The organism is Nostoc sp. C052, from assembly GCF_013393905.1.
Lineage (GTDB): Bacteria > Cyanobacteriota > Cyanobacteriia > Cyanobacteriales > Nostocaceae > Nostoc.
This window is the reverse complement of the sequence record NZ_CP040272.1, coordinates 122,496-139,232: the sequence shown is the minus strand read 5'-3', so window position 1 is coordinate 139,232 and position 16,737 is coordinate 122,496. Positions and strand designations below refer to the sequence as shown.

Here is a 16,737-nt window from a genome sequence, read left to right as displayed (position 1 = left end):
CCTATTACTAACAACCACGTAGCCGAGTTTTTTCGTAATAAATCCGAAGTAACTGCTGTTCCCTTACAGGCTGAGGAAATTTATGGATTTTTGCCACAGGATTCAGAATTTCTGACTCTGATATCCCGAAAATAGTTAGTATCGCTTGCTCTGGCATTGTAAGTAAACTTTTTGCTACTTGCAGCATACAAAGTTCAGCATTATTAAAGTATTTATGGCACGTAATCGTATCCTGAATTTGATGAATCAGTGCCAGCCCCGCAAACTGGATAACACGCAAAATAAAGTCACTGCGGTATTCCAAAATCATCGGAAAAGCATTCACATAAGCTCTAATTAGGGCAATCAGTGAAGGTTGTAAAATCTCTAACGGTGTCAACGCCAAATGTAGAGATTCTTCTAATTCAATGGTGGGGTCTACTACCAGACTCTTGAGCCAAATTCTTAAGTAGCTTGCTAGTAAAGTTCCTAAATCAAAGGCTGGGTCTCCCCAAGAACAAGCTTCCCAATCAATTAATCGTACTAGGCAATTGTCTAGTTGTTCCCACCTGGAATGAACTAAAATATTGTTCAATTTCAGGTCGTTGTGAGTCAAACAGGAAGGATTCCAGCTATATGCCAAATCAGCGATCGCAGATTCCAAACTCTCGTACTGTTGATAGAGAACATAGAATTTCAGTGCATCTGTGGGAACACTCCCAAAAATCTCCGGCCCCATTGACCCTAACCCTTGCGCCGGATTGTAAAAGCCATAGCGAAACTCTCCTTGAGGAGCAGTTGCCATAAAATTCTGATATTCTCGGCGGTTGTAGGTGGCGCGATGCAGTCCCGCTAAAGTAGTGCCGATGGCAGAAGCAATTTCTTGGGGAAAAATCTCATTGTTGTGGTATAATGTCGCAAGTCCCACATATTCACTCAGGTAACTGCGGACAAGAATAGAATTTTCTTCGTCAAAATGCACTACCAATGGCGCGATTGCTGAAGTGTTACCTAAAACTGGAAACTGTTGGAGCAATTGGTGAAATAGCCACTCCTGAAACAATTCATGAGGCGCGGCGTCATTGTTGTTAACGTTACGTTTTTGTTTCAGTAGCAACTGGCGATTATCTGCTAAAGTCACCAGTATATTGAAATTGTTCTTACTACTTCCTGGCAACTCAGATTTATCTGATACGTCATCTTCTGAGCTACACAGACCCGCGTCTTGTAGATACTGGATAACGTTATGAGAAGACAGTGATAATACCATGTATTACTTCCTACTTCGTTAAATTACTTAAACTTATCTGTGTCAAATTTGCTTGGTCTTAACAGTTTTCAGTAGATAGGAATTAGTGCAAGAAGGCAGATGTGAATAAAAATAAAGATTTGTACAATCTACTAATATCCCATATTTGGGAGAGAAACCTGCCAAAATGGCACCAAGTTCTTTGCAATTCCTTTAAAATTTGCTCCAAGATACCGTCACATCTTTACACTTTATCAGCATAGTTACTTAGATACATCTAAAGTAAGTTTCGTGGTAGAGCTTTTTAATGTAGCCCCATCTCCTTTTTGTGTGGCAAAGAAGCATCCCCAGCAAAAAACTGATGTTCAATAGTCATCCTGAAAGCAGTGAAGAATTTCAATAATCCTTCGCGGTAAGAAGCATGACATTCAATGCTATTACTTTTATTTATCATCACGAAGCCAAAAAAACCGGAGTTTTTCGGTAATTAGTAATTATTTTTTGATTTAATTTTCATAATTTATGCCTGAAAGCCTTGTTATCACGTTATTTTCGTCACCTATAAATTGTAGATGACTATTGGCGATCGCAAACAAAGGCTACATGAGTGCTTCTTATGTAACTGCACTATTGTCAAGGTTGAAACTCTAATATACGCTACGGATCTCGAAATAAATCCTTGCGGTTCTGGTTGGGAGATGTTGCAGAAATATTTGGGGTAAAACTGGGGTAATCTAAAAGGGTTAAGGTGTTTACAAAGCAGCAGTGTTCAACAAAAATTATGTCGTCCGATCAAAGTAGATTTTATCCCATGACGACGATGGTCTTCTAAACAAGCATTGGCTCTTATAATTGCAATTTGACACACGGGTGTAGATCCGTTTAACGGATTTTGCGCTCTTTTATACCCTATATTGTCAAGTTAGGCGTTTATATCCTGCATATAGATAACTTTTACCCTCACGACTGGAGAGCAAAATCTTGGGCATAGAATTACGCAGTTTCGTATTTCTCGACAACCTGCAACCTCAACATGCAGCATATATGGGAACAGTAGCCCAAGGCTTCTTACCATTACCAGGAGATACATCACTGTGGATTGAAATCTCTCCTGGTATCGAAATTAATAAGATTACAGATATAGCCCTGAAATCTGCCTCTGTCCGTCCAGGAGTACAGGTAGTTGAACGACTATACGGACTATTGGAAGTTCATTCTAGCTCCCAAGGCGAAACGCGAGCTGCTGGTCAAGCAATTTTGGCGTTCTTGGGAGTCCAAAGAGAGGAATGTCTCAAACCACGTGTTATTTCTAGTCAGATTATCCGCAACATCGATGCTTATCAAACACAACTGATTAATCGCACGCGTCGGGGACAGATGCTACTAGCAGGACAAACACTATATGTATTAGAAGTGGAACCTGCTGCTTATGCCGCACTGGCTGCCAATGAAGCAGAGAAAGCAGCAAGGATTAACATTCTTGAAGTTCAAGCTGTAGGTAGTTTTGGACGGCTTTACTTAGGTGGACAAGAACAAGATATTCTAGCAGGTGCGGCAGGAGCGTTAACGGCTATTGAAAGTGTCGCTGGTCGGGTAAATTCTTTGGGTGGGCGTCAGGAGTAAAAGAGAGAAAATGGCAAATCGAGAGCATCTAACTTTACTCAAAGCAGGTGCAGTTACATGGATTGAGTGGAGAAAGAAAAACCCCCAAATTGAACCAGACCTCAGCGCCGCAAATCTGCAAGGCGATAACCTCAGAGGCGCAAACCTCCAGGGAGTAAACTTGAGGCGGGTAGATTTGGGTAATGCTTTACTCGTGCGGGCAAACCTCAGTGGTGCTGACCTCAGTAGTGCCAACCTCTACAAAGCCTTTTTGAATGAAGCGAACCTGAGTGCGGCTAACTTCAGTGTTGCTAATTTAAGTGGTGCTATACTCAGATATGCAGATTTAAGTCATGCTAATCTGATTGGAGCAGACTTGAGTGGGGTTGATCTTAGAGGCGCTGCGATCGCATCTGCTAATCTTATTGGCACTGATTTAAGAGGCGCTAACTTGAGAGATGCCGATTTAGGTGCAGCGAAGCTAATTCGGACTAACCTCTCCTTTGCCAACCTTATTGAAGCTAACTTGATTGACGCTGACCTTAGCGAAGCAAGTTTGTACGAAGCAGAAATGTTGGGAGCTTATCTTTACAAAGCTGACCTTTACAAAGCTAATTTGAACAAGGCTCACCTAACTGGTGCCTACCTATTGCGGGCTAACCTCAGTGAAGCTAACTTGAGTCAAGCTAACTTGAGTTGGACTAACCTCAGAGGTGCGAATTTGGCAGGAGCGAATCTTAGAGAAGCTAACCTCAGAGGCGCCGACCTTAGGGGAGCTAACCTCAGCAGCGTCAATCTTCAGGAAGCAATTATGCCTGACGCTTCAAAGCACAATTAGTTTACAAGAAAAAGTAATTGACGTTTAGATTCATTTTTGGAAATTTAGACTAAGCTGTTGGACATTTAACTTGCATATTACCTGGCATTAAAACTCTTGTGGGGTGGGAATCTTGCCCGCCCTAGTTATGCAAAAGAGCTTGGAATACAATTCTTTTGACTTCTGCCTTGCAATATTAGTCTGTGAATAATCTTAGGCTGGGTTGAGGCAATGCGTTACTCCAATACAGTTCAGATAAGCCCAAAAAACTTGTAGAGACGGCGATTTATCGCGTCTCGAAAACCTCAACCCAACCTAAGTAGCTTAAGGTTTTTATAGCTAACTGAACCGTATTGGCATATAAAATTTATATAAAGCTTAAGTGTTATTAAACTCAAAAATGCTCTAGATAATCTATCAATTTAACTTATGTATTTGAGAAGGCATTTCTTTAATAGAAAAGTATTGTTTTTGCAAAAAGAAAATGATATTGAAACCTAACTTAACGATAATATGCATTAAGCTGAAAAATCTCGCAACCTTTAGCAAAAAAAACAGTAGATTTGAAAAAATACTTAATTAAAGTTCATTCACATCTTTGCCGTGTATTATAAGCTACACGAGTTACATCTTAAAGATTTGGTAAATAAGTTGACGTGACCTTTCGCTCATGATAAGTAAATAAAGACACCCGAAATTAATAAAGATTGCGAAAAAATAACCAAAAAAATACAAATGAATTTTGACCTAGTACAACACGGCGTAAATAAACCACCCATTTAAAATAGCCAGAAAGCTTACAAAATAAGCATTCTTTCTTTTTACTTTTGCCTTCTTGTACTAGTTACTTAACCATTTGTTTAATCGAATAACCAAATCAATAATTAATATTTTTTTAAATCGTATTAATTAACTTACTCAGTTCATCTGTATTGAAATTTACAGTTTTAATTAATCAACATTGAACTTAGAAAGAGTTCTTTTACTTAGGCCAAACTTAGGCATTAGTTAGATATTTAGGAATAATAATAAATATGGCAGTTATTTACGGCACTACAAATCCTGACACCAGAAATGGGACTTCGGGAGATGATACAATATATGGCTGGGCTAATGGGGGTAATACCAATAGTTCTTCTGGTAACGACATCCTCAACGGTGCAGATGGTAATGATAATCTGTTTGGTGGGACGGGAAACGACAGTTTAATCGGTGGTCTTGGCAATGACACACTTGATGGTGGCTTGGGTACTGACAGCTTAAATGGGGGAGTAGGCGACGACACTTACATCATTGATACTGCTCTTGATATCATTACGGAAGCTGCAAATTCAGGCATAGATACCGTCCGCTCTTCAGTCACCTACACACTAGCCGCCAATTTGGAGAACCTGAGGTTGACGGGAACTACCGCCATCAACGGAACAGGTAACATTCTTAACAACTTCCTTTTTGGGAATAGTGCTAACAACACTCTGAATGCAAGAGCAGGCGATGACACCCTAGACGGTAATTTGGGCAATGATATCCTCAATGGTGAGGACGGCAATGATAGCCTACAAGGCGGGCCCGGCAATGACATACTCAATGGTGGGTCTGGAAACGATATTCTCATCGGTGTTTTTCCCGGTAGTCTTCTTCCAACTGGATTAGGGGAAACTGATACCTTAACTGGCGGCGTTGGGCTAGATATATTTGTCCTTGGTGACGCTAAAAATGTCTACTACGACGATAACAACACTGCAAATGCTGGTTTTGGGGACTTGGCTACTATTACTGACTTCAACCGTACTGAAGATCGAATAGAACTCAAAGGCTCCCCAAAGGACTACCGCCTACAAACTGTTGGAGCCAACACACAAATATTCTTAGATAAACCTGGAACAGAGCCAGATGAGATTATCGGTATTGTGCAGGGCGTAGTGAACCTTAGACTTGATAGTGACGACTTCCTTTTCTATGAGCGGGAAAATGCTGGACAAGCTACAAACAATACACTTGCTAGAGCCGAAGGTTTGGGTTCTTTATCATCAGGCTCAAACATTAATCTCGCCGGTGAGCTAGTAACAGTTCAACCGGGGGATAATCCCGATTTCGACTTTTTTACATTTTCTCTAGCAAATCCAAAAACTGTCACCATCAGCGCAGTGACAACCGATGATACAGTTATCGGACTGTTTAACAATGCTGGGACTTTACTGCAAAGTGACGACGATAGTGGCCCCGACTTTGGATCATTAATCACCGCTTCATTAGGTGCAGGTACATACTCCATTTCAGTGAGTAAATATGCGTTCTTTCCTGAAGATGGCGGAACTTTCTCCGGCTCTAGTGACAGCAGCTCTACTCCTTATACGCTAGGAGTCAGTTTGGCATAAGAGCGTTGTCAACTTCAGGGCAGATTTTTATTATGTCCGGGTAATTTTTTATGAAGAAAATCATGAATAACACTAAATCATCCAACCAAGTTCAACGCAGATTTATCGGGAAGTTTGCTCTAAAACAGTGCTTTTTCGCTGCTAAAACGCTGTTATTTACAATAGTTCTATTAAATCATGGTACTACTGGAGTAAATGCTGCACCTGAAGCCCTGCGTTCTGATATTAGGATTCGCAATATTATCAATACGATATCAGTCTCCCCTTCTGTGCGGATTGTAAAAGATCCACGAAACAATACCCTTTACTATCTCAAACGAAATGGTGAGATTTATCAACTCAATTTAGCCTCCTCTACTAGTACACTTGTGTACAACTCTAGTAATCATAATCTAGGTGAGACTGAAGGTATAGCCTTTGGCCCTAACGGCACAATTTATTTGGTTGGCAATGCAGACCTTGTAAATAACCAGACTAAAGCAATTATTGTTAAAGGCGTAATTAATTCGGTAACAGGACAGCGTACTTGGTCAATCTTAGCTAAGAGTGCAGGCTATCCCAAAAGTAAAACAGCTTATGACCATCGCTTTAACGGCGTGATTGTTAGCCCAGATGGTAACTTTATCTATGTGAATAGCGGTTCTCGTACCGATCATGGTGAGGTTCAGTCTGTTGATGGTTTATATCCCAATACTCGCGAAGTCGGATTAACCGCCTGTATACTCCGTCTTCCTACTAATGGTAGAAATCTCTTTCTTGCAAACAATCGAGCAACCTTAAAGACCGCTGGCTATATTTTTGCAGAAGGAATACGCAATACTTTCGATATGGCCTTTGCACCAAATGGGGATTTATTTGGCACAGAAAATGGCCCCGATCGCGACATGTCAGAAGAATTAAATTGGCTACGTTTGGGTGGTAATTATGGCTTTCCCTGGCGTATTGGTGGGACAGACAATCCACAACAATTTCCCAATTATAATCCTGCTAATGACCGATTGTTAGATCGTAGATTTAACGCTGTCCAAAAGGGCTACTATCGTAACGATCCAACCTTTCCTGTTCGACCTGCTGGAAACTTGATTGAACCAATTCCTAATCTTGGCCCAGACGCAGATAGTTACCGCGATCCTCTCGATGGCAGAGTCAAAGATGCCAGTGTTCTGGGGCAAAGTTTTAGCACTTTTACAGCACACCGTTCTCCTTTGGGCTTAGTTTTTGATACACAAGGAGTAATGAGTCCAGAATTTAACAGAGATGGGTTCGTATTGGGTTGGACACCAGGCGACGCCACCGGCGAAACAATAGCAGGCCCTTTTAAAGATCCCGGTCAAGACCTGCTGCATTTAAAGTTAACTAAAATAGGAACTACCAACTATAGACTTAACGCCACACGTATTGTCAAAGGTTTTAGTAATCCTGTTGATGCTGAGATTATCGGCAATAAGATTTATGTTCTAGAATATGGTGGAAATCAAGGAATTTGGGAAATATCTATACCAACTAACTAAAGCCGATTGGGAATTATTGCACTTTTGCCTAACGCAAAAAGTGCAATAATGCTATAATTAAGATAGGGAATTTGGTAGAATTTCCCTATCTTATGGCATTTGAATCTGGATATAGATACTCAAGTGTCTAAATAAATATCTGGAGAGGTGTCCGAGCGGTTCATGGTGACGCACTCGAAATGCGTTTTGGGGAAACTCAACGGGGGTTCGAATCCCCCCCTCTCCGTTCAAAAAGATTACTAAATAATTAAACAAATAGATGCTCTTTTCCTTGACAGTAAGTATATATCATTACTTACGTGGAAGACGGGATTATGTTTCCGTATTTACTTAGTCAAATATTTCCCAAAAAACACTAAAATATACACCGCCAGTACATATTTTTGGGCTAAACTAATGCCATCGTGTGAGGAGTTAACGATGGTAAATCGCAGCCTGGGGCGAGTACTCTCATTTAGTTGTATCAGCGTTTGTTTATATCTAGGTATTAGTATAGGAGTCATTATTCGGCTTGGGCAATCGCAGCGATTAAACGCTGCTACTAAACCTACCAAGTCTGTAGCATTTTCAGCTATTCCTGAACTTACGCCATCAATAACAAAACAAAAAACCTTTCCAAATACTATTACTATCAAAGCCGTTGGAGATATTATTCCTGGCACTAATTTTCCTAACTATAGATTACCCCGCTTTCGAGATCAATTATTACCAAAGTCAGTGAGAACTCACTTGCAAGGATCTGATATTTTATTTGGTAATTTTGAAAGTAGCCTAACTAATTATCCCTACAGTGCTAAAGATATTAGTCGAGGGCAAGTCTTTGCCTTTCGCTCTCCACCTGCATACGCCCAGCTATTTGCTAAGGCTGGTTTTAATGTGTTTAATATGGCGAATAACCATGCAATGGACTTTGGGCTAGTAGGCTTCAAAGATACAAAGAAAAATCTTGAGGCTGCGGGCATTGCAACATTAGGTCATAAAAATCAAATTCTTTATTTGGAAGCTAAAAATATTCCCGTAGCAATGATTGGGTTTTCTCCTTATGAAATATATAATTCTATTCAGAATTTAGGGGTAGCTCAAGCACTCGTGGCAGAAGCCAAAAATAAAGCCAAAATTGTAGTGGTATCGATGCACGCTGGAGCCGAAGGAACGGGGGCACTACACGTTAAGAATCAGACAGAATTTTTTTATGGAGAAAACCGAGGTAATTCGATCGAGTTTGCTCGAAACATGATTGATGCAGGAGCAGACTTAGTACTAGGACATGGGCCTCACGTTCCAAGAGCGATGGAAATTTATAAGGGAAAAATGATTGCCTATTCTTTAGGAAACTTTTTGGGATATCGGACTTTATCTACAAATGCCCAAACAGGTGACTCAATGATTTTAGAAGTCAAACTCAATTCAGGGGGAGATTTGGTATCAAGTAAAATTATCCCTGTTCGGATGGATCGGCAGGGAATCCCTCATATTGATCGGAGTTTTGAGACTGTGAAACTTATGCGTTATTTGAATCATCAAGCTTTTCCCAAGAATCCGGTGAAGATTAATCAGAAGGGGGAAGTTGTTGTACAAAAGAGGCTTAATTCTCCCTAAAATAATTACTAATTCGTAATTTGTAATAATTGCCTCCAGTGAGAAGCAAGCTAAGTAATTAGTTAAATAGGAGTCAGCGCAGTCTGGACTTACCGCACTACTTTACCAAAATTTAAAATCTAACATTGACTAATTATTGTCATCTTGTGGCTTTTCCTCAAACTTTTGAACATTCTGGGGTTGACTATTAGTCGGAGAATTTTGCTTTTCTAATGTTGGTACTACTACAGCAGAAGGATCTGATTGTTTGGATTCCGTTGATGGTGCTGTTGGTATAACCACAGGCTTTGACGGACTCACCTGTTGAGGGGAGGCAGAATCTTGACTAGGAGTGGGTAAGTTATTGTGTGGTACTGATGCGGGGGAAGCCTTTCGAGATGAGCGGATTGCCCTTAGTTTCTCTACTAGGGAGGGTGTGGGGGAAACACTAGGCGAAGGTTCAAAATTGCCGCGTTGTGATTCTGCTGTCGGGTTGGGGCTGAAAGATTCTTCTGGGGAAGAACGACGATTGCGACGGCGCGACTTGGAATTAGAGACGGGTGCTGATTGGGTTCTCTCTTCACCCGGAGGTGAGGATGTACTATCGAAGTTAGGTACTTTTGCACCTGGTTCTGGGGTTGGCTGTTCAAAAAGTGGCTTTGTGGTTGGCTGCTGCTGAGATTTGGGTAATATACTCGTGATTCCAAAACCTGCTGTAGCAGCAACTAGGGCTACACTTATACCAATCAATACCTGAGATGATCTCAGCTTTTTAGCCAGTACAGCTTCCTTGGCAATGCCTGAGTTGCCCAAAGCTGATGGTCTATGCAGAGAATTTTGGGCAGTTTTCCCAATTATAGTTGCTGCCTGCTGGGCAGATAAATTGACAGTTGGCACTGCGTAAGTGGGTAAGACTTGCGGTGTCAGATTCATTCCACTTCCAGGTAGCAATTGCAGCCACTCGGCAACTGTTGCTGGCCGAAAACGAGACTCCACCGCCATACCGCGCATTACTGCCTGGTTGACAGCAGCACTCAAGTGTGGTTGCAATTCGCGGGGGGAAGGCATTTGCTCGCGATCGCGCAATAATGCTGGCATGGGAACTTGGGCTGTCAATAGTGCATACAAGGTTGCTGCTAAACCATAAACATCCGTGGCGGGTGTGCGTGGCGCTTGTGTCAAGTACTGCTCGATGGGAGAATAACCTTCAGAAACCAAACCTGTATGAGTCTGTCTAACACCACCATTAAATTCTCTGGCAATGCCAAAATCAATTAGTATTACTTCCTGGGTTCCTTGACGAAGGATAATGTTATCTGGTTTGACATCTCGGTGTAACAAACCGTTGTTGTGTACTACCTGCAACGCTGCCCCAATTTGCTGGATGTAATGAATTGCTGTTGCTTCTGGCAAAGTTATCCCTGGTAATATAAATGCGTCTCCCAAGGTTTCGCCAGGGATGTATTCCATCACCATGTACGGCAGTCCACCTTCCACAAAAAAGTCACTAACTCGGACTATATTTGGGTGGATACATGTAGCTAATCGTCTGGCTTCATCCTGGAATTGTCCCTCGAATTTGGCAAAATCAGGATGTTGTCGCAGCCGTTCATTGATGGTTTTCATCACCACCTCCTGATCCAAGTAGTGATGCGTAGCTTTAAACGTAATGCCAAAGCCACCACGCCCTATTTCTTGAATTAGGGTGTATTTTCCATCCTGCAAAATTGTGCCTGCTAACATAAAGAGTTCTGAGTCCTGAGTGAGCAGATAAGTAGCGATTCCTGAGTCTTGAGGAATTTCCCAAAAATTTTCCCATATTTTTACAAGGCAGGGTTCTTGCCTGTCTATTTTACGGGATGATTTAGTTGTTGAAATTCCTGAAGTGAGAAAGACCTCCCCATGATCACAACAGTTTTATCTTTCTCAGATGATAACGCGGGAGTGTGGCAAGCCTAAAGCAGATGACCGGTTAAGACTATTTTTTAGGTCTGATCAACAGGCTGCATCCTCTGTAACTGGGTACTGGGGAAGAAAATATGACACGACTTACGCACAGATTACGATTTTACGTCTTTATGAAAATCGCTTGGCGCAGACAGCATTAATTCTCGCTAATTACTGCTGTCAGTTAACCTGATAGAGAAACAAGAAATACAATCACCTTTTGTCACGATCGCATAATTGAAGCCCCAATTGCAGAATATTAAAATTGAGGGCTATTGTGGCACTCAGTAGGACACTGCAATATACTAAACGGGAAAAAGTCATATTATAATCTTGGTAGCAACTGCTGCTCATAGATTAAGATATTAAGATTTATATTGTGCTAGGTAAGTTGCTGTGTCGGATAATATAAAGATAAATTCTATAAAATTTTCTAACTTTAAGGCGCTCAGGGATTACTCAATTAATCTTCAAGGAATGAATATCCTTGTCGGACCAAATAACTGTGGCAAATCTACAATAATAAGCGCCTTTCGCATTTTAGATGTGGCTCTCAAAAAGGCTCGTTCTAGAAAAGCAGAAAGAGTTCCTATCCCGTCTGGATCATTTGCATTGGGACATCGAATTCCTGAGGAAAATATTAGTGTTTCACTAGAGAATATTCCTACTAACTATAATAATGAAGACAGTAAAATTGAGTTTAACCTAACTAATAAAAATAAACTAATATTGTTTTTCCCAAACGAAGGTGGCTGTTTTCTTTCATGGGAAACCCGTGGAACGATCGTTTCTACCCCTGCAAAGTTTAAAGATGAGTTTTCACTTAACGTTCAAGTTGTGCCAGTACTTGGTCCTCTTGAACATAATGAAATCATAGTTACTGAAGATACTGTTAAATCTTCCTTAAATACACATAGAGCTTCAAGGCATTTTAGGAACTATTGGAGATACTTCCCAGAAGGTTGGAATGATTTTGCTAATCTGGTTTCTAGAACTTGGACTGGCATGAAAATACAACCTCCTGAACGCATTGGTGTAGTTGATGATAAGTTAGCTATGTTTTGCTCTGAGGATCGAATAGATCGAGAAATCTATTGGGCAGGATTTGGGTTTCAGGTTTGGTGTCAGCTTTTAACTCATTTATTTCGAGTGCGCGAAGCAAGTATTATTGTGATTGATGAGCCAGAAATCTATCTGCATCCAGATGTTCAAAGACAACTTTTAGGAATTTTACGAGGTCTAGATGCTGATATATTATTAGCAACACACTCAGTAGAAATGATGGGTGAAGCAGATCCGAGTGAAATTTTATTAGTTGATAAACGGAGACGTTCCGCTCATCGCTTAAGAGATATAGAAGGTGTCCAGCAGGCACTTGAAACTCTTGGATCGGCACAAAATATTACGCTAACTCAGCTTGCCAGAACTAGGAAGGTAATATTTATTGAAGGGATAAATGACTATAAATTAATCAGAAGATTTTCTCGTCATTTCGGATATGAAAATTTGGCATCTGGAAATGATCTAACACCATTTGAATCGGGTGGATTTTCTTCTTGGGATAAAGTTAAAGCTTTATCTTGGGGACTTTCAAAGACTTTAAATGCAAACATACCTATTGTCGCAGTATATGACCGTGATTATTTTTGCGATGAAAATATTAATGAGATACATCAAGAACTGAACTCTCAATTGAAATTAGCCCACATTCACAAGCGTAAAGAGATTGAAAATTATTTATTAGTTCCTTCAGTTTTGGAAAGAGTTTTAGAAAGAGCAATCAAGGAACGTGAGAAGCGGTCTCAGTTGTTCATAGAAAGAAAAGAAACAGCGAAGGAAATTCTTCAGAGAATTACTGAACAAGAAAAAACTAATATTCAAGCACAATACATCGCTAGAAGAAATGATTTCTTAAAAAATACAGGAAAAGATAGTGCCACAATCACAACAGAAACAATACTCCGTTTTGAGGCGAAGTGGAAAAATTTAGATGAGAGGATGGAAATTGTTTCTGGTAAACATATTCTGCGAATCTTAAGAGATGAAGTTCAGAAGCTATACTCAGTAAACTTAACAGACATTAAAATTATTGATGAATTCACACGCAAGGAAGTACCAGATGATCTGAGTGATTTAATTGAAAAACTTGAAATATTTAGAACAAGCCAATAGTTTTAGCAAATTGCTATATTTCAGTAATCAGTATTTTCTGCCAATCAGTGAAACTGAAAGGTGGTGTAATAATATCAATATGGCGATAGCTTATGGAGATTACAGACTGTATAGCATCTCTCTCTGTCTAGAGTAGCTTAACATTGTGCTGCAACTGATGGGAATTTAGGGATCGATAGAAACAGATTACTTGCCTAGTGTGAGATACAGGGATTACTTCAGATAAATCAGCAAATTCAACCCCGGAATTGTACGCGAAAGTGTCCACAAAACTAGGGTGATGTAAATTAAACCCAAACTCCATTGATACCAAGCAAGTGCAGAGATAATACCTGGTAAGTGTTCGTCTCGCAGACGAATGTCATTAAATCCTAATTTAACTAGGTTGTTGAGGCTAAAATCATAGTAGTTGAGCCAATTCCAACGGCGATCGCACAATAAGGGCATATATCGTTCTCGAAATGTCTGATTCCTTGGTATCACTGGCAAACGCCCAATTAATAATCGTAACTGGCGAAATGTGCCGTCTTCTGTGAAGTAAGAAACATTCATTAAATTGTGATAGCGCCCTTGTTGGTAAAGTCGGATCAATAAAGCCATTGGCACGGGGACAATAATTATAAAAAGACACCCTAATGTCAGCCAAGGTTGTGCAGCATTGCGAAAGATTGCTAGTAAGCTGAAGAATTCTAAAACGCTAAAACTCACTAATATGGAAATGGTTTCGTAAAGTGTGGGAATAATTGGTATGGGATGCAGCCGACGATAGCGATCTACCAGCCAAAACAATAAGCCGAAATAAGCGATCGCTAATCCTCCCACGCCAAAGACTAACCAAAAATTCGTCCCATAGCCACTCAATAACAGCAATACACTCAACGCTAACCAACTCCAAGCTAGCAGTAGCCACCCACCGATAGAAAGGGTTTCGCCAACAATTAAGCGATCGCTCAGTTGGGTATATTTTTCTAAATCGATGTCTGCTATGGTGAGTAACTCACTACTGTTACGGAAGGATTTTAGCAGACGACGCCGGGCGATCGCTTGGGCTTGAGGAGCAGAAAAACCTAATTTAATCAAACTTGCGACACTTGCACTATTAATATTTGTAGCCGTCAGACGACGGCCAAACTCTATTAATCGCAGTCGTTGTTTGGTATATTCCAGTTCATTAGCATCGGCAACTTGCTGTTGCTGACGGAAGTTTTGCCCCAAATTTCGCAAGATATTTTGATTACCTTGTAATGTTGGGATGCAGAACATCTTACCAATCTCACCAGGATTACCTAAAATTTTTGCTTGGTTGGAATTAAAAGTTAAACCAGATACACTTAAACAAGCTTCTGTACCAAACCTCGCATCGCTAAAATCTGCTTGGTTAAGAATATTCGCACCTTGCAGATTTACCAATTGGTTAAACTCTGCTTCTCGGAAGCTGACAGCTTGCTCAAAAGTCGCTTCTGTTAAAAAGAGAAACTGATTAAAATCTGCTTTAGTAAACTGGACTTGATTGGCAAAATCCACATCAGAAAAATCAGCATTTCCTTGCCACTGCACACTATTGAATTTAGCCAACTGTTTAAAATTTGCTTGGTTGAAGTTGGCAATTTTTTCAAAGATACTACCTTGAAAATCAGCGAATTCCTGAAATTTGATTTTTTTGAAATTAGCTTTTTCAAAAAAAATACTGCCCTGAAAATTGCTTGGTTGCTTGAAGATAGCACTGATAAAACTAATGGGACGAGCGAATCTGCTTTCAGTCCAATTAGTGGGTTGGAGAAAAGTTGCACCTTGGGCATCCACAGACTGAAGAAAAAATGTATTAGAGAACTTCACTTCCCCATTGAAGCGAGTTTGTACCAGTGTTAAGACACCACGAAAGACAGCGATTTCACTGGCGGGGGTTGACTCTGTTCCTAAGAGCGATCGACAATCTTTAGAGTTGGGTAAAGAAATTGCAAGTGACTCTAGACAAACAAAGCGCAAACTTTCTAGTTCTTTTTGTTCAGTTGCAGTGAAAATGGGAGCAATGGCTTTTGCATACAATGGTGTTCTTAAACCCAAATCGCTGCCCACAAAATCGCCCAAAACCAAAGTATAACTGAGGTCTAAACCCAGAGGTTTTGCACCTAGTTCTTTTCGCAGCAATTGGTAAAAAGCATCACGAAAGCTAGCGTTTTCTGGCCGCAAATCAATCACCATCTTCTGCAAATCTATAGTTAGATTGCCTTCGCGGAGTGTCGGGGTACGCAGTCGTTCTTGTAATAATTCTAGAGTTAAGGGTGTGCGTTCTGGTTGTGCTGCCCAAGCAGGTAGGGGGAGGAAGAGGAGAAGAGTTAAAACGCAAAGGAACGCAAAGTAAAGCGCAGAGGTACGCAGAGAAAACCCTCTGTGTACCTTTGCGTTTAACCTCTGCGTGCCTCTGCGTTTAAAAAATAAATTATGCAAATTGTTCGATCATTCATTGCTAATTAGCAGAACAATTTTACCTGCCACAGACCCACTTTCAATCAGTTGGTGTGCCTTAGCCGCTTCTTGCAAAGGAAATTTGTGGCTAACATGGATTTTTAACTTGCCCTCATCAATCCAAGTGGCAGATTGTTCGAGAATTTCTGCATGATGCTGGAGACTCTCTTCTAATCCTAGTAATGCTGGTGTCAACATTAATTCTAACCCAATGCGGAGATTGCGTAGTCTGGCAGTTTTCCAAATAGTATTGGCATCTGGTTCGAGAATCGTCACAATATCGCCATAGACTCGCACTGCGGGGAACGTTTTGTGAAAGGTTTCACCGCCTACGGTATCAAAAGCCAAGTCTACACCTTCGCCGCCAGTCCAATCTAATATCGCTTGCACAAAATCGGTTTGTTTGTAAAAAATTACATGATCGGCACCGAGTTCTTTGACGAAATTAGCTTTTTCCTCAGAACCCACTGTAGTGGAAACAGTAGCACCTTTGAGTTTCGCTAGTTGAATTGCTACATGACCGACACCACCAGCACCCGCATGAATCAAAACCCGTTCCCCAGGTGACAAGCGTCCCCGTTCATATAAAGCTTCCCAGGCGGTGATTAACACCAAAGGCGCTGCTGCTGCTTCGGCAAAGGAAATAGACGCAGGTTTACGTCCGACAAAGCGCTCATCCACAACGGTATATTCAGCGTAATTACCTTGGTGTGCGCCTAAGCCGCCATAGCAAAAATATACCTCATCGCCTGGGCGAAAACGCTGAACGCCAGCACCCACCGCCTCGACAATACCCGCACCATCACATCCTAAAATTGTCGGTGTGCGATCGGGGTAAAAAGTACCTCGACTACGAAGTTTAGTGTCAATGGGGTTAATGCCAGCCGCTACTAAACGCACTAAAAGTTCAGTATTCCCAACAGGAACAGCAGGGTTTGGTACATCCTGTATTTGCAGAACTTCGGGACTGCCTGCTGCTGTCATCAAGACTGCTTTCACAACTCTTTCCTCCTGCCTTTAGATGCACGTTCTTATGCA

Annotated in this window: 10 protein-coding genes and 1 tRNA gene; 7 read left to right on the top strand and 4 right to left on the bottom strand. The window is 40.9% G+C overall.

Going from position 1 to position 16,737, the window contains the following annotated elements; genetic code table 11:
* Positions 1-7 precede the first annotated feature (7 nt).
* Positions 8-1,249, bottom strand: a complete 1,242-nt coding sequence (locus tag FD723_RS00590; RefSeq protein ID WP_179063623.1) for a phosphotransferase family protein — start codon at positions 1,247-1,249, stop codon at positions 8-10.
* A 960-nt stretch (positions 1,250-2,209) separates the two neighbouring features.
* On the opposite strand from FD723_RS00590, the gene FD723_RS00585 reads away from it, so the two are divergent.
* The 6 genes from FD723_RS00585 (at position 2,210) to FD723_RS00560 (ending at position 9,135) form a co-directional block, all read left to right on the top strand.
* Complete coding sequence (locus FD723_RS00585) at positions 2,210-2,851, top strand: hypothetical protein (RefSeq protein ID WP_179063622.1); 642 nt, start codon at positions 2,210-2,212, stop codon at positions 2,849-2,851.
* A 10-nt stretch (positions 2,852-2,861) separates the two neighbouring features.
* Positions 2,862-3,668: a pentapeptide repeat-containing protein gene (locus tag FD723_RS00580; protein WP_179063621.1), complete on the top strand. Its 807-nt coding sequence runs from the start codon at positions 2,862-2,864 to the stop codon at positions 3,666-3,668.
* 1,013 nt (positions 3,669-4,681) lie between these two features.
* Positions 4,682-6,025: a calcium-binding protein gene (locus FD723_RS00575; protein ID WP_179063620.1), complete on the top strand. Its 1,344-nt coding sequence runs from the start codon at positions 4,682-4,684 to the stop codon at positions 6,023-6,025.
* A 62-nt stretch (positions 6,026-6,087) separates the two neighbouring features.
* Positions 6,088-7,536 (top strand): sorbosone dehydrogenase family protein, encoded by a 1,449-nt coding sequence (locus FD723_RS00570; RefSeq protein WP_179063619.1) that lies wholly within the window; start codon positions 6,088-6,090, stop codon positions 7,534-7,536.
* Positions 7,537-7,677: 141 nt separating this feature from the next.
* Positions 7,678-7,762 (top strand) — tRNA-Ser (locus FD723_RS00565).
* Between the two features lie 194 nt (positions 7,763-7,956).
* Entirely contained in the window at positions 7,957-9,135 is a 1,179-nt protein-coding gene (locus tag FD723_RS00560; RefSeq protein ID WP_179063618.1) for a CapA family protein, read from the top strand.
* A gap of 129 nt (positions 9,136-9,264) precedes the next feature.
* Here FD723_RS00560 and FD723_RS00555 read toward each other — a convergent pair whose 3' ends face one another.
* Complete coding sequence (locus FD723_RS00555) at positions 9,265-10,857, bottom strand: serine/threonine-protein kinase (RefSeq protein ID WP_179063617.1); 1,593 nt, start codon at positions 10,855-10,857, stop codon at positions 9,265-9,267.
* A gap of 600 nt (positions 10,858-11,457) precedes the next feature.
* On the opposite strand from FD723_RS00555, the gene FD723_RS00550 reads away from it, so the two are divergent.
* The gene (locus FD723_RS00550; protein WP_179063616.1) at positions 11,458-13,233 is read left to right on the top strand and encodes an ATP-dependent endonuclease; all 1,776 of its coding nucleotides are present in this window, start codon (positions 11,458-11,460) and stop codon (positions 13,231-13,233) included.
* 213 nt (positions 13,234-13,446) lie between these two features.
* On the opposite strand, the gene FD723_RS00545 is transcribed toward FD723_RS00550, so the two are convergent.
* Both FD723_RS00545 and FD723_RS00540 read right to left on the bottom strand, forming a co-directional pair.
* Positions 13,447-15,681, bottom strand: a complete 2,235-nt coding sequence (locus FD723_RS00545) for a pentapeptide repeat-containing protein (protein WP_179063615.1) — start codon at positions 15,679-15,681, stop codon at positions 13,447-13,449.
* 9 nt (positions 15,682-15,690) lie between these two features.
* Positions 15,691-16,698: a zinc-dependent alcohol dehydrogenase family protein gene (locus FD723_RS00540; RefSeq protein WP_179063614.1), complete on the bottom strand. Its 1,008-nt coding sequence runs from the start codon at positions 16,696-16,698 to the stop codon at positions 15,691-15,693.
* Positions 16,699-16,737: the final 39 nt, after the last annotated feature.